Here is a 16750-nt window from a genome sequence, read left to right on the forward strand (position 1 = left end):
GCTATTGGAGCGCCGGCTGTATAGTGAATTGCAGGAGTAGCAGATGTTCCGGAACTACCGACCTGACCGGTGTTATATCATCGCCGAAATCGGCGGGAATTTTACCACTTTTGACCAGGCAAGACGGCTGATCGACGAGGCGAAGGTGTCCGGCGTGGATGCTGTCAAGCTCCAGACTTATCGCGCAGCGACCCTGTCGAGCCGCAACGCCATGTTCGATATGGAAAACACCGGCGTTACCTCGCAATTCGAGCTTTTCCGTAAGTATGAAATCGGTCACGAGCTTCACGAAGCGGTTTTCCGCTATGCCGAGGAGCACGGGCTGGACTGGTTTTCGTCGCCGTCACACGAGACGGATGTCGATCTGCTGGAGAAGTGCGGGGTTGGTGCCCACAAGGTGGGCTCGGACGATGCGGTGAACATTCCCTTTCTCCGCTATCTGGCAAAAACGGGTAAGCCGATAATCCTCTCGACCGGGATGTCGACGCTCGACGAAGTTCGGGAATCCGTTGCCTCAATCAAGGAGGCGGGTAATCAGAAGCTCATCCTGTTGCACGCCATCACAAGCTATCCGACGCATCCGGAAAATGTGAACCTGCGCGCCATGCAAACGATGATGGAAGCGTTTCCGGATCTCGACGTTGGCTATTCCGACCATACGTTGACCCCGGTCGCCAGCCTTTGTGCCGCCGCGATGGGCGCACGGGTTATAGAGCGGCATTTCACCTATGACAAAACCGCCGACGGTCCCGACCACATGCTCTCGGCCGATCCGGCAGAAATGAAATGGCTTGTGGATGCGATACGTGCGTTCGAGGTCATGAAAGGCAATGGTCGCAAGGAACCGGCAGCCAGCGAGGCGACGACAAGATTGAACAACCGCAAGAGCATTGTCGTCAATCGACCGCTCAATGCCGGCCATGTCATCTCTGTCGGCGATGTCTCGGTGAAGCGACCTGGGACAGGGATTGAACCTAAGCATCTCGACACTCTTGCGGGGCGACGGCTCGTAAAGGATCTTGATGCGGACGCCGTTCTCCAGTGGAGCGATCTGGCGTGACGCTTGGGATCATTATCCAGGCGCGGATGGGATCGACCCGATTGCCGGGAAAAGTGCTTCGCGACATTTCCGGCAAGCCGCTTCTCGAACATGTCCTAGGTAGGCTTCAAATGTTGAGGCGGCCTGCTAGGGTTGTCGTTGCAACATCATCGGCCGGCGAGAACGATATGATCGAAGCCTGGTGTCTTGAGCACGGCGTAAGCTGCTTTCGTGGCAACGAAGCAGATGTTCTCGATCGTTATTTTCAATGCGCAAAATCGCTCGGGATGTCCGACATTGTTCGATTGACCGCAGATAATCCCTTCACTGACATCGAGGAGCTCGAAAGGCTGATCGATCTGCACCAAAAGCAAGGATTCGACTACACGCATGCGTTCGGCCAGTTGCCGATCGGCGTTGGCGCCGAGATATTTACGTTCGAAGCTTTGGCGCGCAGTCATCGCGAGGGAAAGCTGCCGCACCATCGAGAGCACGTGAATGAATACTTCACCGATCGGCCGGAACTGTTCAAGATCGGCCAGCTTGAGGTGTCGCCGGCCAAAATATCCCCCGAACTGCGCCTGACGGTAGATACAGAAGAGGACTGGAGACGGGCTTGTGCTCTGGCAGCGCGCGGAGGTGGGAACTGGCTCGGGACGGAAGAAGCGATCAAGCTATGTTCGTCTTCTGCATAGAGAGTTCGCATGCACGCGGCATGGGGCATCTGTTTCGGTCGTTGACGCTTGCCACCGAACTGCGTTCGCGCGGTCATTCAATCCGTTTCCTGGCGAATGATCATCCGAATTCGTTGCGAATCATCCAAGAGCGCGGCTTCGACGTGGCGCTTTATGATCTCGCCGCCGTGACCGGATGGGAGAATGGCTTTATCGAACCCGATGTAACATCCTCGGTCTGGATCAATGACCGCCTTAATACGCAGCGATCCCACAGTGAAGCGATCAAGCGTTTGGGCGCCAAGCTCGTTACCTTTGATGATCGTGGCGATGGCGCGGAACTTGCCGACATGAACATCTGCGCTCTCCTTTTCGAAAAAACGGAGGATCTGAAGGGCAAAGATGTTCGGCTGGGGGTGGAGTACATGATCCTCAATCCTGAAATCGCGGCGTTTCGCAGACTTCGGCAAAGCCTTGCATCGATCCTTGTCACGCTCGGCGGCGCCGATACCTACGGCGTGACCGTCCGCGTCGCCAAATGGCTGAGCAACAAGCCTTTTCCTGTCACGATCGTCACGGGCCCGAGCTTCCAGCACATGGCGGAGCTTGAAGAGGTCGTCGCAACCGCCGCACCGGATCGGTTCAAACTGCTCAACCAGGTGCCGTCGCTTGCGGCAGAGATGCATGGGCACGATCTGGCGATTACCGGCGGCGGTGTCACCCCATTCGAAGCCTGTGCGGCTGGCTTACCGTGTGTGGTGATCGCCAACGAACCTTTTGAAATCCCGGTCGGGCGTGCGCTCGAGGAGCTTGGAGCAGCGTTCTTCGCCGGGCATCACTCGGCATTCGATCTCGGCATCTTGGAAAAGGCGATTCCCATTAAGAGCATGAGCGAGACTGCCATGGCCAAGGTTGACCTTGGCGGGGTCGGCCGCGTTGCCGACTTGCTGGAAAGATTGGCTGCATGACCATTACAGCTGTTATCCATCAGCCGGATTTCGCCTCATATCTCGGCTTTTTTCAGCGTTTTCTGAATGCCAATCTCTATATCGTTCTCGATCATGTTCAGTTTGTCCATGGTACAAGCAAGAGCTGGACGCACCGTGACAAAATAAAGACGGCACAGGGCGATCGGTGGCTCACCATCGGAATTAGAAAGCCGAGGCTCGGCACCCCGATCAACGCCGTGGAACTGGCGCCCGGCACCGGCTGGATAGACCAAAACCTTTCCCTGCTTCGCGAAAATTATCGCAAGTCTGCCGGTTGGAGCGAGGTCTCTCCCCACATCGAGGCCCTCTACGGCAAGCGGTTTGACCTGTTGGTCGATTTTAATATGCATTTCCTGGAGGGCATCCTGGATTTGCTAGAAATCACGATGCCAACGGTGTGGTCGAGCACGTTAAACCCGGAGGGTCATAGGAACGAATTGCTTGTCGAACTGCTGCGCAAAGTGGGAGCAACACATTATCTCTCGGGTCTCGGCGCGCGCGACTATATGCGGCCGGAAGTGTTTGAGGCAGCCGGAATCGAAATCGAATGGCAGCATTTCGTCCATCCCGTTTATCCACAGCCTTTCGGCGAATTCATGCCCTATCTCAGTATCCTCGACACACTGCTCAATTGTGGTATTGCAGGCACGCGTGACCTGCTCTGGAGTTGCAAATGAATATTCTCGCGATCGGTGCCCATTTTGACGACGTGGAACTGGGCTGTGGCGGTGCATTGGCGCGCCATGCGGCAAACGGAGACACGGTTTACGTCTATGTCGCGACCGTATCCGGCTTTTCCAATCAATATGACCAGTCCGTGCGCAGCAGCCAGGTCGCCAGGGCGGAAGCGGATGCTGCGATGGACATTCTCGGCGTTCACAAGATGTTTTGCGGCGAGTTCAAAACGCTTCAGATCGAATTCGTCGACCCGCTGAATATCGAGATCCTCAAGCTCGTGCAGGATCTGAAGATCGATATGGTCTACACCCACTGGGTCGGAGACATCCACCATGACCATCTGGCCTTATCGCGCGCATCGCTGCACAGCTGCCGCCATGTGCCTCGTCTGCTGATGTACCGCAGCAACTGGTACCATTCGACGGTCGATTTCAGGGGGAATTTCTACGTCGACATCACCTCCCATTGGGACCAGAAGGAAAAAGCGATCCTTGCCCATGAATCCGAGATGGAGCGCACAGGACGGAAATGGGTGAGCTTCTTCCGCAATGAAGCGGAGAACGCCGGCCAGCGCATCGGTGTTAAATACGCGGAGGTTTTTGAGGTCGTAAAGTGGCTGCAGCTTTGAGAAAGATTTTGACCTTTGGCTCGATGCTGCTCCCCTATGGTGTGCATGAGTTAAGGCGCAGGCTAAGTACTCGCCACAAATTCTCTGCTGATGTCGCGAGATCACTGGCAGAAAATAGACAGCTTGCTGGTCAGCACGAGGGTGGCCGCTGTTTTATTTTAGGAAACGGCCCGAGCGTCAAGGGCTTGGATCTGTCGCGACTTCAAGGCGAAGCCGTTATAACCGTTTCCAACGGCTATTTGCACTCCGATTTTGGCAAGTTCCAGTCACGTTATCATTGTGTCCCGCAGATTACCTACGTGACGATGACATCGGAGGACGTGGTCCGCTGGTTCGACGAGATGCATTCGCACCTGGGCGCCGCGGAACTGTTTCTCAGTTCCACTGAAGCGGAGCTCGTTCGAAAAAACAATCTGTTTTCAGGGCGGACGGTTCGGTATCTCGTGCTCGGTGAAAGTTTCGACGAAAGAACATCAGAGGAAATCGTCGATATCTCTCGACCGGTCCCTCGTGTCGAGTCGGTGCCAGTGATGGCCTTGATGATAGCGATGTATCTCGGTTTCAAAGAGATTATCCTGCTCGGCGTCGACCACGATCGTTTCCTGTCGTCAAGCTACGGATACGCATTTGACCTCAAGGTGCAAAAGGGAAAAGATTTCACCGTAAATGCGGACGGCACCCTGACGAGGGGCCGTCACGACGAGTTTCAGCAGTTGGCGCGGCTGTGGCGACAATATCGAGCCATCGCAAATATCGCGAGAGCGAGTGATATCCGCATCTTCAATTCCACACCCGGCGGAGCACTGGACGAATTTGAGCGACGGCCGTTTGAAGCCTGGTTCGAGAAATGAGGCACATTAGTTTTTCGCTACCGGGCCTTCACTGTTTGCTGGAGGTGACGCGGGATTCGCCGCAGGCCCGTCAACAGGACATCTGGAGCGAGTTTCGGCGTCATAACGTCTTTTTCGACGGGCCGCACAATGATTGGCACTCGGCTATGGCTGCTTCAGAGGGATATGATGCGCCTGCTATTCTTGCCAGGGCTCTTGCCGCGACACGCGCAGTTGCTCAGGGACGTGCCTCCTACGAGCGAGACACCGTCGTTTTCACGGAAAGAAGCTACTCGCACCCTCTGCTCGCCTGGCTTCTCTATGTCGCGTCCCGATCCGATCTTCGTTTGAGGGTGGTCGATTTTGGGGGCGCGTTGGGAAGTTCTTATTTCCAACACCGTTCGGCCTTGGCGCATCTTGCGGAACTGAATTGGTGCGTTGTCGAGCAGCCTCATTTTGTGAGCGCGGGCCGAGCCGAATTTGAAGACGGAGGATTGAGCTTTTCCGAAAGCCTGGATGAGGCGGTCGATCGTGTGAGGCCTAACGTCGTTCTGCTCTCCGGTGTTCTTCAATATCTTGAACATCCTCATGAATATCTCGAGGATCTTCTGTCGCGAGGCGTCAAGTTCATACTTATCGACAGGACAACAGCGCAATTCGATGTCGCAGCCGCACCCTTTGTGCAGCATGTGCCGGCGTGGATCTACAGCGCGAGCTACCCGGTATGGTTCTTAAATGCGGATGAACTGCACGACAGTTTTGCCAGGCATGACTATGAGGTTGTGGACCGTTTCCAGCCAGCTGGAACATTTGGCTTAGTGACGCCGCCGCCCTTGCAAGAATTGAAGAGTTGGGGCATTGGCGTGACACCAGCACCTCATCAGCACGAATGGCCGTATGTTGGCTGGTTTCTCGAGAAGCTGGAAATCTAGCGAATGCGCGTGAACGTCATTATCCCTGTCTTCAATCGTCTGGAACACACCCGTAAGGTGTTGGAAGCTCTCAGGAGACAGACCATCTTTGATGCCTTGACGATTGTCATCGTCAACGATGGTTCGACCGATGGAACCGCAGGATACCTGCAATCGCAGAGTGATGTGATTGCAATCCAGGGGGATGGCAATCTCTGGTGGGGTGGGGCCATCGAGGAAGGGCTAAAACACGCCCTTCCCGCCTGCCAGGCGGAAGACTATGTCCTGTTTCTCAATAACGATACCTGGTTCGACGAGCATTATGTTGACACCTTAGTGCAGACATCCAGGAAAAATGGCGAGGCCGCGGTCGGAAGCGTCCTCCACGAAGAGGGCCGGGATCCGCCCCTTGTTAGTATCGGGGCCAAGGTCAACATCAACAGGCTTGCCGTCTGGGATCTGCTCTCGGAATTGAGCGAAACGGAAAAACGATCGCCCAAAAGCCAGTATCGCGTCGATGCGTTGAGTGGTCGAGGAACGCTCTATCCTGCACCCCTGTTCAGGAAATATGGCGGTATGCGGCCGTCCCTTCTGCCGCACTACATGGCTGATTACGAAATCGCCATGCGTTTCGCGCGCGCGGGAGTGCCCCTGGTTGTCAGCAGCAATGCAATCGTTTATTCGCCTCCGATATATGGAAATGACACATCCAGACTTTCCTGGTGGAAGCAGTTATTTGGCAGGCGTTCGCCTCACAACGTGTTTCAGCGCCTCATTTTCTATTCGCTTGTCGGCTCACCGGTGCAACGCATGACCGCACCGATCCGAATGGCGTATTTCTCGTGCAGCCGCGCGTTTTCGACGTGGAGATCATTGGCGAAACGAAAGGAAGGAACAATATGAGCGGCGGCCAGTATCAGCAGTGCATCGCATGCGGATCGAAGATGGAAACTTTTATCGAGCGCATCAGCGATGATCGATACGGTTGCCCAGGCGTCTATGCGATAGACCGATGCGTTTCCTGTGGTCACATGTCGACGACGCCGCGGTTGACGGAAGAGGATCTGCCCGCGCTCTACAGCAATTACTATCCCCGCCGAGAGATCGATTTTGGTGCGCTGGAAAGAGAGGCTGCTCTCGTCGAGAAACCTCTCGCCGGGTTCCGCCGATGGATTGCTGGTACCGACAACCAAGGACACTATCTGGCCAAGCCGGGACAGAAGGTACTGGATATCGGCTGCGGTTCGTGCCTGTCCCTTCTGGAGATGCGCAGGCTCGGCGTGGAATGCTGGGGTGTCGAGGCTGATCCGAACGTTCGTACGATCGCCGAGAAATATGCTCTACGCGTTCATATAGGCAACATCTATGACGTGCCGTTCGCCGATCAGAAATTCGACCTCATCGTGCTGAACCAGGTCATCGAACATGTGCCCGATCCGCTTGCAATGCTGGTGGCACTCAAGGATCGTCTCAATAGAGGCGGACGCGTCGTACTGGCTTTCCCGAATACCGGTTCCTTTCATCGCAAGCTCTGGAAAGAACGTTGGATAAACTGGCACATTCCATACCACCAGAACCATTTCAATCGAACGTCCTTTGCTCTACTTGCTCGAAAATCCGGTTATGACGTCGAGCGCATCAGGACGATTACGCCCAATCTTTGGTCGGTGCTTCAGCTTAGAATGTCTCGGGAGCAGCGACAGGAGGGCAAGGCGTCCAATACCTGGTCGGAAAGCGGCGACTCTCAGAAGCCGCCGAGCTTTATTCAAAAGGTCCGCAACGTCGCAGTCTCGCGGGGCGCACGCCTTGCCGGCGTGATGATGGGCTTTGGAAACCGAACTCTGGACGCCATGGGGCAGGGCGATAGTCTCCTAGTAGAACTGCGACTCTCCGCGACAAAGAACTAGGATTTAGCGTCATGCGGATCGCCGTATTCGATACCTACTATTCCCGATTTCTGACGATGCATTATCGTCGCAATCGTGATCTGAGGTCGGCCTCTTCCCAAAGGCAGACCGACGCTCTGCTTGAGGCAGCGTTCGGCACGTCCGATTTTTATTCGCGCCACCTGAAGCAACTTGGGTGCGACGTCATCGATATCGTCGGCAATTGTGTTCCGCTTCAATCGGCTTGGGCGCGAGAGAACAGCGAACCATTCAGCCCTTGGGCGATGAAGTTGCCGCATCGGTTTTTCAGGCTGCCTTATATCGGCGCGCGTCTTGCGGCCCTCCCTGGTTTGCTCGAGGTCGCGATGGCGCGGGTCCGCGCATTCAAGCCGGATGTACTCTATTGCCAGGATCTCAGCTTCTTTCCGCCTCACGCCCTGACAGAGCTGAAAAAGACTGTACCATTGATCGTGGGGCAGATCGCTTGTCCATTGCCGCCCGACGGCTTTCTGCGGCCCTATGACCTCATTCTGACATCCTTCCCCCATTTCGTCCCGCGTTTTCGCGAGATGGGGATAAAATCCGAATATTTCAGGATTGGATTTGATACGCGGGTGCTCGATATCCTTGGCGATATCGCGCGCGATGTGCCGGTGAGCTTTGTCGGCGGCATAAGCCGCCATCATGGCAAGGCGATCCCCTTGCTCGAACATCTTGCCAACACGACGCCGATACAATTTTTCGGCTACGGTGCCATGACGCTTCCGCGCTCCTCTCCGATTCGAAAACGCCACAATGGCGAAGTCTGGGGTCCGGATATGTATCGTGCTCTGGCGCGCAGCCGGATCACCGTCAATCGGCATATCAACGTTGCCGAGAACAATGCCAACAACATGCGGCTCTACGAGGCGACCGGTGTCGGATCGCTGCTCATAACCGACAGGAAGGATAATCTCGGTGAGATCTTCGAGGTCGGCAAGGAGGTGGTTGCCTATTCCAGCCCTGAGGAAGCGGCTGAACTTGTCCGCCACTATATAGACCACCCCGACGAGGCCGACGCGATCGCAAAGGCTGGTCAGGCAAGGACGCTGAAGGACCACACCTACAAGTCGAGAATGGAAGAACTGGTGCCGATCCTTGAGCGGTATCTGGGGGGACAGGGCTGATGTCGTTTCTGCGCGCGAGTCTCAATCGCTTTCCGGGAGTGAAGAACCAGTTGAAGCGATTGCGTGAACATCTGTTGCCCGCGACATCCGTATCATCACGCTATGTCGAGATAGACGCGGCTCGTAGAGACAGTGAAAGTTCGCGGCTTGCTGCATCTTGGAAAGCGAGTGATCTACCAGCACGTCAGAGGACCCTCGTCGAGCGCCAGCTGAAGGAATATCGCAGCGGCGCTTCCATCGATGTATTCGATGTTTTTACCGCCGCGTTGCGCAGAATCGAAAACCTGCCTGCGAATGGCTCGCTGCTCGAAATCGGCTGTTCCAGCGGATATTACTCCGAAGTGCTTGAGGTGAATGGCTTGCCTTTGCGCTATCGGGGCTGTGATTATTCCGACGCTTTCATCGATATGGCGCGCAGCATCTACCCGGGACTGTCATTCGACGTGGAGGATGCGACTCGGCTCAGCTACCAGGATGAAGCTTTCGATGTCGTGGTCTCGGGATGCTGCCTGCTGCATATTCCCGACTATGAAGCGGCAATCGCAGAGAGCGCCCGCGTTGCCAAGAAATACGTGATTTTTCACCGCACGCCTGTTGTCTATGGAGAACCGACCAAGTATTTCCGCAAGCAAGCCTATGGGGTCGAGACCATAGAGATCCATTTTTCCGAGCCGCAGCTATTGGATATGTTTCACGTTCATCGCCTGGAAGTCCAGGCGACCTTCACGCTGAACGAGAGCGCCGATCCACGTGAGAGTAGCAAGGGCACTGCAAGCCGCACTTATTTGTGCAGGAAAAAATCCCAGTCATGACGAACTACTTTTGTACCCTTTTCGACAGCGGCTATCTCATCAAGGGGATGGCCATGATGGAGAGCCTCGTCCAGTGGTGCCCCGACGCGCATGTCTTTGTGCTTTGCATGGACCAGCAGACGCAGGATATTCTGATCGCCTCCAAGAGGTCCTACATCACTTGCATTGCACTTGCTGATATCGAGACGCCGGAACTCCTCGAAGCTAAGAAATCGCGCGGCGTCGCTGAATATTGCTGGACCTTGTCCCCGTGTCTGCCGAGTTTCGTGCTGGAGCAGCATCCGGAAATCGATTTCATCACGTATCTCGACTCCGATCTGCTGTTCTATTCACCGCTTCGTCCAATTTTTGATGAGATCGGCAATAGTTCCATTGCCATTATCGAACACCGCTTTGCCCCGCGGCTGCAAAACAGGGAAGTAAACGGCCGCTTCTGTGTGGAATGGGTGAGTTTCCGACGCGATGAAGAGGGAATGCGCTGCCTTGCGCGCTGGCGCGAGCAGTGCATCGAATGGTGCTACTATCGCCTGGAAGACGGCAAAATGGGTGACCAGAAATATCTGGACGAATGGCCGGATCTCTATCCGAATTGCCATATCATCGAGCATCCGGGAGCTGGGGTTGCTCCCTGGAATTACGAAAAGCTGCATTTTACGCAGGATGCATCAGGCAAGATCGAGGTCGATGGTTCGCCTCTGATTTTTTATCACTTTCACCAGTTTCAGTTGCTGACCAATGGCATGTTCGATCGGTTGTCGACTTTCTACACCGCCGTTTGCGAAGAGCCGGTGGCTGTCTACGAGACTTACGAGCGCGCTCTGATGCGAGCCCTGAAGGTGATCAGGACGATTTCCCCAGGCTTTTCCGGCGGCCTTCGCCCCTTTTTCAAGGTCATGGCGCGCAGATGGGTGCAACGTCATGTGCCCCTGTCGGTCAAACGCTTCCTGCACAATTTCATCAGGTATTGACGTCACGCTCGCGAGGAGGAGCCTTTCCTCCTCCGACCCGTTATTGATACTGGCGCTCGATCCATTGGCGGTAGCCGCCGCTTGTGACGTTTTCGACCCATGCTTGGTTGGCGAGATACCATTCGACGGTCTTACGAATGCCTGTCTCGAAGGTCTCGCTCGGGCGCCAGTCCAGCTCCCGCTCGATCTTGGTCGCATCGATGGCGTAACGGCGATCATGACCAGGCCGATCGCGCACAAAGGAGATCTGGGCCTTGTAGCTCGCCCCTTGTGGCAGGGGCCTCAATTCATCGAGGATCTCGCAGAGCGTATTGACCACCGATAGATTGGTCAGCTCGTTTCTGCCGCCGACATTATAGGTCTCCCCAACTTTTCCATTCTCCATAACGCACCGGATCGCGCTGCAATGGTCCTTGACGAACAGCCAGTCGCGCACCTGCATCCCGTCGCCGTAGATTGGGATCTGCTTTCCCGAGAGAGCATTATGAATGACCAGGGGAATAAGCTTCTCGGGAAAATGATAGGGACCATAATTGTTCGAACAGTTCGTCGTCAGAACCGGTAACCCGTAGGTGTGATGATAGGCGCGAACCAGATGATCGCTCGCTGCCTTGCTTGCGGAATAAGGGCTGTTGGGTTCGTATTTGCGATGTTCGCTGAAAGCCGCCTCCGCCGGGGCAAGCGAACCGTAGACTTCGTCCGTCGACACGTGAAGAAAACGGAAGCTCTCTCGGAAGGCTTCATCCTGTGAGGCAAGAAATCCGCGGATAGCCTCCAACAGGCGAAAAGTGCCGACGATATTCGTCTGGATAAATTCCTCAGGCCCGTGGATCGATCGATCGACATGACTTTCGGCAGCGAAATTCAGGATCGCGCGAGGCTGATGAGAGCGGAGCAATTCTTCAATAAGATCATAGTCCGCGATGCTGCCTTTGACGAACAGATGGCGCGGGTCCTCCCAGACGGAGGCGAGGTTCTCCAGGTTGCCGGCATAGGTCAGCACATCGAGGTTGACGATCGGTTCATCATGAAGCGCAAGCCAATCGAGTACGAAATTCGCACCGATGAAACCGGCTCCCCCCGTCACCAGGATCATATTTTCCCCCTTGGAGATCTGATAATTTGGAAAACTCTAGTCTCATTGTGCCAGCCCCACGTCAACCGCAGAGATCTGCAATGGCCATTTCGCTTGCCTGGCTCGGTTACATGGGGGTTGCGCTAGTTCGGCCGTTTCCATAAACACATCCCGAAGATTGCATCGAAAGACGACGTAGAAAATGACGAAAACCGCGCTTATCACTGGGGTGACCGGTCAGGATGGTGCCTATCTGGCCGAATTGCTACTGAGCAAAGGCTATACGGTGCATGGTATCAAGCGGCGATCCTCGTCTTTTAACACCGGCCGTATCGAGCATATCTATCAGGATCCGCATGAAGCGCATCCGCGCTTCATCCTGCATTATGGAGATATGATCGACGCGACCAATCTCCTTCGGATCGTGCAGCAGACGCAGCCGGATGAAATCTACAATCTGGCCGCACAAAGCCATGTCGGCGTAAGTTTCGAGACGCCGGAATATACGGCCGACGCAGATGGAATCGGTACCCTCAGGTTGCTCGAAGCCATCCGGATCCTGCGTCTCGAGGAAAAGACTAGATTCTACCAGGCATCGACCTCGGAACTCTACGGTCTTGTGCAGGAAGTGCCGCAGAACGAGAAGACGCCCTTTTACCCGCGTTCTCCCTATGCCGCAGCCAAGCTCTATGCCTACTGGATCGTCGTGAATTATCGCGAGGCCTACGGCATGCATGCGTCGAACGGCATACTTTTCAATCACGAAAGCCCGCTTCGCGGCGAAACCTTCGTCACGCGCAAGATCACCATGGCGGTGGCTGCCATCCATCTGGGGCGGCAGGATAAGCTTTTCCTCGGCAATCTCGACGCCAAACGTGACTGGGGCCACGCGCGTGAATATGTCGAGGGCATGTGGCGCATGCTGCAGCAGGACAAGCCGGATGACTACGTCTTGGCGACCGGTGAGACGACGAGTGTCCGCCAGTTTGTGGAGTGGGCTTTTGCCGACGTGGGCATTGCTTTGGAATGGAAGGGGTCCGGCGTCGACGAAAAGGGTTATGACGCCGCGTCCGGTGCCTGCCTTGTGGAAATCGACCCGCGGTATTTCCGCCCGACGGAAGTCGACCTTTTGCTTGGCGACCCGACCAAGGCACGTCAGAAATTGGGCTGGCACCACAAGACCCCGGTTCGCGAACTCGCCGCCGAAATGGTGCGGGAGGATGTCAAGCACTGGAAGGCTCAAAACAGCCGGAGAGAGATCTGAGTGTCCGACCTGTCCAACAAGAAAATCTGGGTCGCCGGTCATCGCGGCATGGTCGGCAGCGCGCTTGTGCGCAGGCTTCACTCAGAAAACTGTACTGTCATCACGGCAACGCGACAGGAGCTTGATCTCAAACGGCAGGACGAGGTCGAGAGATTCGTCCAGACGAACAGACCGGATGCGATCATCCTCGCTGCTGCAAAGGTTGGCGGTATTCTTGCGAACGATACCTTCCCGGCCGATTTCCTCTACGATAACCTGATTATTGAGGCCAATATTTTCGAAGCCGCGCATCGTAACGGCGTCGACAGGCTTCTGTTTCTGGGCTCAAGCTGCATTTATCCTAAATTCGCGCCGCAGCCGATTTCTGAAGATGCGCTTCTGACCGGACCGCTTGAGCCGACCAACGAGTGGTATGCTGTCGCCAAGATTGCCGGAATCAAGCTGGCCGACGCCTACCGCAAGCAGCACGGACGCGATTATATTTCTGCCATGCCCACCAATCTCTATGGTCCGGGCGATAATTTCGATCTGCAATCAAGTCACGTTCTGCCGGCGCTAATTCACAAGGCGCACCTCGCAAAGGTGACGGGGGCATCCGAAATTGCCATCTGGGGAACCGGAAAGCCACGACGGGAATTCCTCCACGTTGACGATTGCGCGGATGCGCTGGTTTTCCTGTTGAAGAACTATTCGGACGCGCAGCACGTCAATGTCGGTTCGGGAGAGGACATTGAAATCATCGAGCTCGCGCGGTTGGTTTGCCGTGTTGTCGGTTACGAAGGAAAAATTGCCCACGACCTCTCCAAGCCTGACGGGACGCCGCGTAAGCTCATGAGCACCGACAAGCTGAAGAATATGGGCTGGAAGCCACGCATCTCGCTGGAGGAAGGTATCCACGCAGTGTATGATTGGTTTCTGCAGTTCGAAGGAAACGCCGCCGTGGCGCGACAATAGCTGTCGGGCATCCAGAACTCCAAAGGGCGGCGATTGGCGTGACGTGTGAGCCGTCAGCTGTAGCCGACGTGGCTGCTACCCTTGATCGAGACGATGGGGTATGCCGAAAGTCCGGACTTGAACACCAAGTTCACCGTCGTTCCCGGCGTCTGTCCGCTCAATCTCATGGAGAAGCGGAAGACGTTCGACCAGCGTTCGGCTGAGAATTTGCAGTTCGTTCGGATTGCCTGGCGTGCGGCGGTACCAGGAAATCGAGGAGACCGTCGCCCCGTAGATCGGCGGTTCTCTTTTCCAGAATGTCACCAATCAGGGTCGTCAGAAATTCTGCTGTCAGATGGTTCCAGTCTGTGATGAACGGAACACCCCTGCTGGTCGTGAGGCATTTCTCCTTGTCGTAATCGCAGTGAAGCTTGACGATATCGAGGTAGGTGAACGCTAGATTGGATGGGAAAAATGGCAGTTGCTCTAAAGGCTGGTTGGCCGGCGGATAGGTCGCTTCCCGCAGGCATATAGAGGCATCGGATTTTCTCTGAAACATGAGCCCAAGGCACGAGTGTAATTCGTCGAGCTGGAAATAATTTCCGAAAACGAAAATTCGCGCGTCATCCGAGTGGCTTTTCATCCAGGAAAGAAGCTCAAACCTGAAGGGGTTGACGGTGTACTCAAAAGGCCGAAGGCTCGTGAGGAAGATCGCTTTCGTTCGGCTGAGCAATGACTTGTCGTTGATAAATTTTTCAAAGGGAATGCAGTATTTATCGTAAATGCTGGCGCGAGAGGGGGCCCTGACAATATCGTTCTTGATCTCTACCATGCAGTTTAAGTAGCTGACTGCCACGACTTGATATCGGTCGGTGTCGATGTAATTTTTCAGCGCGATCGACCAGTTTCTGGCGTGCGAGTCCCCAATTATGAAGATAATGGGCTTCCCGGCTTGAATGTTGTTGTTCAAGCTTAGAAAAGTGCTTTCGAGCCGTGCTTCGTTCGCCTGCGCGAGAGGTGGATAAATTTGATCCAACCTGTGAGGAAAACCGGCCATAGAGATTGCTGACACAACTGCAGCCGTGATGGTTGCAACTGATGAGCTCAGGGTGATCCAGAGAGCGCGGCTTCTCCTGGTGTGGCGAAGGGGCTTTTCGATAACGACAAAGCTCACGACCGCGACCAAGACCGTCGCTGCGATGGCGAGGAGCTTATCGCCGTTGTTGAGATTCAAGCTTGTCAGCCGCAAGAAGGCGAAGACCGGGTAATGCCACAAATATAAAGAGTAGGATACCAGTCCGGTGAGCGCCGCCGGTCGAGAAGCCAACAGGCGCCCGACTGCGTCCTGATGACCGGCAAATGCGAGCACCAGACAGGTCCCGATGACTGGGATCACAGTCAACACGCCAGGATGAACCGTGTCCTTCCTGAACAAGATGAGCGAACCAACAACGAGGACAAGCCCGGCCGCCGCGAGTAACGGCCGAGGGCGAGTTCGTCCACGCCTCACCTCGTAATAGGCGAGAAGTGTCCCGGCCAACAGTTCCCAGGTCCGGGTGAGTGGCGAGTAGAACGCCTGCTGCTGATCATACCGTACCGTCACCACACACAATACAAAGCTGAGGGACGCCACGAGCAACACGCACGGCAAAAACCTTGATTTCAGGTATCGGCGTGTGATCAACAATAAGAGCGGAAACCCAATATAGAACTGCTCTTCGACGCTCAACGACCAGGTGTGAAGAAAAGGCTTGAGAAGGGTATTGGGCTCCCCGTACTGAGCCGCAGTAAAATAAAAATAGATATTCGATCCAAATAGGAGCGTCGAACCTATGGAATTCGTGTAATCCAGTAGTTCCGATGGTAATAAAAGGTAATATGCGAAAGGAATTGTCGCGAAAATGACTGTGAACAACGCAGGAAGAATTCTTCGCGCACGCCGAGCGTAGAATTTAAGGAAATCAATACGCCCGGTTGCTTCGATTTCTGTCAACAACATTTGGGAAATCAGAAAGCCACTGATCACAAAAAACACATCGACGCCGATGTATCCGCCTCGCAGCAACGTGTGGCCGGCAACCGTGAACTCGGCGTGATACAGAATAACCGCGATCACCGAGATGGCCCTTAAGCCATCGATCTCTGGTCTGTAAACCTTCAATGTTAGCGCCTGCCTTCGATATCGAGAGCGTAACGTTGTCGCGCGCAAGGTTGGCGCTTGTGGGCTGCCTAACACAGAGATCTTGGAGGAGAATAGTATGGCCTGATAAAAGATTTGCGGGCGCGGCCGATTTCAGTCTTTATTTTCAGTGCTGTTGTAAATCAGCATTCCGGAACCCTCATTTGTTCTCCCAGTCGCTGACTAATTTTGTCTATCGGCCGTTCCAGAAGCGAGAAGACGTCAGTCCGACGCCAATAGCGCCTACCATCGCTGCCCGCCACGGCGCGTCCGAAATCAACAAAAATCGAAATGGCGCGGGTAATGCGTAGATGCTGCAAGATGCTCACCCAAGACACGATGTCGGATTCGCTGACATCCTGCGCCCGTCGATCTAAGCGATCAGGGGCAGCGAAAAGGAAGCAGGCATCGGAAGGGACGGGAGGGCAGATAAAAGCAAACCCGTTTTTGCCATAAAATCAATCGCTCAGTGTGAAATATTGGCTGGGGAACCTGGATTCTCACATAATTTCAATGGCTTAGCAAAAATGCCTTTGAATTCCCAATATTTTTCCGTCGTGAGCGACCGTGGATGCCACCTTTGTGCCCTGGCTTTGGGCCTCAGTCAACCGGTGTGCAAAACGGTAATAATTTCCGCTCTTGGGGCCTAAAGCGGACCTCGCACGTCAGGGTGTTAAGGTCCGAATCGGGTGGTGAGCCGAAGTTCAATGCGGAGGTA

At 54.9% G+C, this 16750-nt stretch carries 17 protein-coding genes; 14 read left to right on the top strand and 3 right to left on the bottom strand.

What is annotated here, in order from left to right; genetic code table 11:
- The first annotated feature begins 43 nt into the window (after nucleotides 1–43).
- Genes RWJ89_RS19490 through RWJ89_RS19530 form a run of 9 tightly spaced genes read left to right on the top strand, consistent with a single transcriptional unit; the run spans nucleotide 44 to nucleotide 7656 of the window.
- Nucleotides 44–1060 (top strand): N-acetylneuraminate synthase family protein, encoded by a 1017-nt coding sequence (locus RWJ89_RS19490; protein ID WP_131666755.1) that lies wholly within the window; start codon nucleotides 44–46, stop codon nucleotides 1058–1060.
- Nucleotides 1057–1734, top strand: coding sequence for a cytidylyltransferase domain-containing protein (locus RWJ89_RS19495; protein WP_131666754.1), 678 nt, complete (start codon nucleotides 1057–1059; stop codon nucleotides 1732–1734). The genes RWJ89_RS19490 and RWJ89_RS19495 overlap by 4 nt, the downstream gene beginning before the upstream one ends.
- Nucleotides 1716–2681, top strand: a complete 966-nt coding sequence (locus RWJ89_RS19500) for a PseG/SpsG family protein (protein WP_131666753.1) — start codon at nucleotides 1716–1718, stop codon at nucleotides 2679–2681. The genes RWJ89_RS19495 and RWJ89_RS19500 overlap by 19 nt, the downstream gene beginning before the upstream one ends.
- The gene (locus RWJ89_RS19505; protein WP_131666752.1) at nucleotides 2678–3379 is read left to right on the top strand and encodes a WbqC family protein; all 702 of its coding nucleotides are present in this window, start codon (nucleotides 2678–2680) and stop codon (nucleotides 3377–3379) included. Before RWJ89_RS19500 ends, RWJ89_RS19505 begins: the two co-directional genes overlap by 4 nt.
- A complete protein-coding gene (locus RWJ89_RS19510; RefSeq protein ID WP_065282260.1) occupies nucleotides 3376–4008 on the top strand; it encodes a PIG-L deacetylase family protein in 633 nt (210 codons plus the stop codon). Before RWJ89_RS19505 ends, RWJ89_RS19510 begins: the two co-directional genes overlap by 4 nt.
- Nucleotides 3993–4859 carry a hypothetical protein gene (locus RWJ89_RS19515; RefSeq protein WP_168285008.1) on the top strand — a complete coding sequence of 289 codons (867 nt, stop codon included), beginning with the start codon at nucleotides 3993–3995 and terminating at the stop codon, nucleotides 4857–4859. Before RWJ89_RS19510 ends, RWJ89_RS19515 begins: the two co-directional genes overlap by 16 nt.
- Nucleotides 4856–5770 (top strand): methyltransferase, TIGR04325 family, encoded by a 915-nt coding sequence (locus tag RWJ89_RS19520; protein ID WP_131666751.1) that lies wholly within the window; start codon nucleotides 4856–4858, stop codon nucleotides 5768–5770. The genes RWJ89_RS19515 and RWJ89_RS19520 overlap by 4 nt, the downstream gene beginning before the upstream one ends.
- A gap of 3 nt (nucleotides 5771–5773) precedes the next feature.
- Complete coding sequence (locus RWJ89_RS19525) at nucleotides 5774–6652, top strand: glycosyltransferase family 2 protein (RefSeq protein WP_131666750.1); 879 nt, start codon at nucleotides 5774–5776, stop codon at nucleotides 6650–6652.
- Nucleotides 6649–7656: a class I SAM-dependent methyltransferase gene (locus RWJ89_RS19530; RefSeq protein ID WP_131666749.1), complete on the top strand. Its 1008-nt coding sequence runs from the start codon at nucleotides 6649–6651 to the stop codon at nucleotides 7654–7656. The genes RWJ89_RS19525 and RWJ89_RS19530 overlap by 4 nt, the downstream gene beginning before the upstream one ends.
- On the opposite strand, the gene RWJ89_RS19535 is transcribed toward RWJ89_RS19530, so the two are convergent.
- Nucleotides 7653–8321 (bottom strand): hypothetical protein, encoded by a 669-nt coding sequence (locus RWJ89_RS19535; RefSeq protein WP_245503948.1) that lies wholly within the window; start codon nucleotides 8319–8321, stop codon nucleotides 7653–7655. The genes RWJ89_RS19530 and RWJ89_RS19535 overlap by 4 nt on opposite strands.
- Before the next feature lie 15 nt (nucleotides 8322–8336).
- Here RWJ89_RS19535 and RWJ89_RS19540 point away from each other — a divergent pair, with 15 nt between their 5' ends.
- From RWJ89_RS19540 to RWJ89_RS19550, 3 genes are read left to right on the top strand one after another with little or no spacing between them, the layout of a single operon-like run.
- Nucleotides 8337–8801: a glycosyltransferase gene (locus RWJ89_RS19540; protein WP_316031274.1), complete on the top strand. Its 465-nt coding sequence runs from the start codon at nucleotides 8337–8339 to the stop codon at nucleotides 8799–8801.
- Nucleotides 8801–9613: a class I SAM-dependent methyltransferase gene (locus tag RWJ89_RS19545; RefSeq protein ID WP_131666747.1), complete on the top strand. Its 813-nt coding sequence runs from the start codon at nucleotides 8801–8803 to the stop codon at nucleotides 9611–9613. Before RWJ89_RS19540 ends, RWJ89_RS19545 begins: the two co-directional genes overlap by 1 nt.
- A complete protein-coding gene (locus RWJ89_RS19550) occupies nucleotides 9610–10581 on the top strand; it encodes a hypothetical protein (protein WP_131666746.1) in 972 nt (323 codons plus the stop codon). The genes RWJ89_RS19545 and RWJ89_RS19550 overlap by 4 nt, the downstream gene beginning before the upstream one ends.
- A gap of 40 nt (nucleotides 10582–10621) precedes the next feature.
- On the opposite strand, the gene rfbB is transcribed toward RWJ89_RS19550, so the two are convergent.
- Complete coding sequence (gene rfbB / locus RWJ89_RS19555; protein WP_131666745.1) at nucleotides 10622–11677, bottom strand: dTDP-glucose 4,6-dehydratase; 1056 nt, start codon at nucleotides 11675–11677, stop codon at nucleotides 10622–10624.
- Between the two features lie 181 nt (nucleotides 11678–11858).
- On the opposite strand from rfbB, the gene gmd reads away from it, so the two are divergent.
- Together gmd and fcl are read left to right on the top strand one after the other, a co-directional pair.
- Nucleotides 11859–12920 (top strand): GDP-mannose 4,6-dehydratase, encoded by a 1062-nt coding sequence (gmd, locus tag RWJ89_RS19560; protein ID WP_131666744.1) that lies wholly within the window; start codon nucleotides 11859–11861, stop codon nucleotides 12918–12920.
- Entirely contained in the window at nucleotides 12921–13874 is a 954-nt protein-coding gene (fcl, locus tag RWJ89_RS19565; RefSeq protein ID WP_131666743.1) for a GDP-L-fucose synthase, read from the top strand. It begins immediately after the preceding gene.
- Between the two features lie 163 nt (nucleotides 13875–14037).
- Here fcl and RWJ89_RS19570 read toward each other — a convergent pair whose 3' ends face one another.
- Entirely contained in the window at nucleotides 14038–16014 is a 1977-nt protein-coding gene (locus RWJ89_RS19570) for an acyltransferase family protein (RefSeq protein ID WP_222062586.1), read from the bottom strand.
- Nucleotides 16015–16750 lie beyond the last annotated feature (736 nt).

The organism is Rhizobium sp. 10PS4 (genome assembly GCF_032464805.1).
Lineage (GTDB): Bacteria > Pseudomonadota > Alphaproteobacteria > Rhizobiales > Rhizobiaceae > Rhizobium > Rhizobium laguerreae.

Coding starts and splice junctions, on each gene's coding strand:
- RWJ89_RS19490 (WP_131666755.1), top strand. CDS start 44: ATGTTCCGGAACTACCGACCTGACCGGTGTTATATCATCGCCGAAATC.
- RWJ89_RS19500 (WP_131666753.1), top strand. CDS start 1,716: ATGTTCGTCTTCTGCATAGAGAGTTCGCATGCACGCGGCATGGGGCAT.
- RWJ89_RS19505 (WP_131666752.1), top strand. CDS start 2,678: ATGACCATTACAGCTGTTATCCATCAGCCGGATTTCGCCTCATATCTC.
- RWJ89_RS19510 (WP_065282260.1), top strand. CDS start 3,376: ATGAATATTCTCGCGATCGGTGCCCATTTTGACGACGTGGAACTGGGC.
- RWJ89_RS19520 (WP_131666751.1), top strand. CDS start 4,856: ATGAGGCACATTAGTTTTTCGCTACCGGGCCTTCACTGTTTGCTGGAG.
- RWJ89_RS19525 (WP_131666750.1), top strand. CDS start 5,774: ATGCGCGTGAACGTCATTATCCCTGTCTTCAATCGTCTGGAACACACC.
- RWJ89_RS19530 (WP_131666749.1), top strand. CDS start 6,649: ATGAGCGGCGGCCAGTATCAGCAGTGCATCGCATGCGGATCGAAGATG.
- RWJ89_RS19535 (WP_245503948.1), bottom strand. CDS start 8,321: ATGATGGCGGCTTATGCCGCCGACAAAGCTCACCGGCACATCGCGCGC.
- RWJ89_RS19545 (WP_131666747.1), top strand. CDS start 8,801: ATGTCGTTTCTGCGCGCGAGTCTCAATCGCTTTCCGGGAGTGAAGAAC.
- RWJ89_RS19550 (WP_131666746.1), top strand. CDS start 9,610: ATGACGAACTACTTTTGTACCCTTTTCGACAGCGGCTATCTCATCAAG.
- rfbB (WP_131666745.1), bottom strand. CDS start 11,677: ATGATCCTGGTGACGGGGGGAGCCGGTTTCATCGGTGCGAATTTCGTA.
- gmd (WP_131666744.1), top strand. CDS start 11,859: ATGACGAAAACCGCGCTTATCACTGGGGTGACCGGTCAGGATGGTGCC.